We start from the raw sequence: 387 nt of genomic DNA, 5'->3' as shown, positions 1-387 counted from the left end.
AGTTTGAAGTTGGCCGCTATTTCGTCGCGAGTCAGACCTTCATTGGCCATGCGCAGAGTCTGGTCATTGATATAACGATACAGGTCTCGCTGGCTTTTCAGCAGACCAACAACATTCTCGTTACCCCAGGTCGGCCAGTGGTGCTGGGCCATAATAATTTCAGCTTTGTCACCCCAACGCACTATAGCTTCGTTGATATATTTCGACCACGGCAACGGCTCACGAATTTTTGCGCCGCGTAGCGAGTAAGTGTTATGCAGGGTGTGAGTGACGTCCTCTGCGGCTTCGATGAGTTTCTTCTCTTCGATGAACCACAGCATTTCCGAAGGGGCTTCCGAACCAGGGGCCAGCATAAAGTCGTAAGTCAGGCCATCAATCACTTCTTTC

At 50.6% G+C, this 387-nt stretch carries 1 pseudogene; it reads right to left on the bottom strand.

The features are described 5' to 3' along the window. Window positions 1-387: pseudogene (locus tag JG676_RS08705) on the bottom strand (MBL fold metallo-hydrolase); the annotation flags it as partial.

Source organism: Campylobacter sp. 2018MI34, assembly GCF_016598975.1.
Classification (GTDB): Bacteria; Campylobacterota; Campylobacteria; order Campylobacterales; family Campylobacteraceae; genus Campylobacter_D.
Note: the sequence above shows the minus strand (reverse complement) of the source record. Positions and strands in the feature narration are given on the sequence as shown.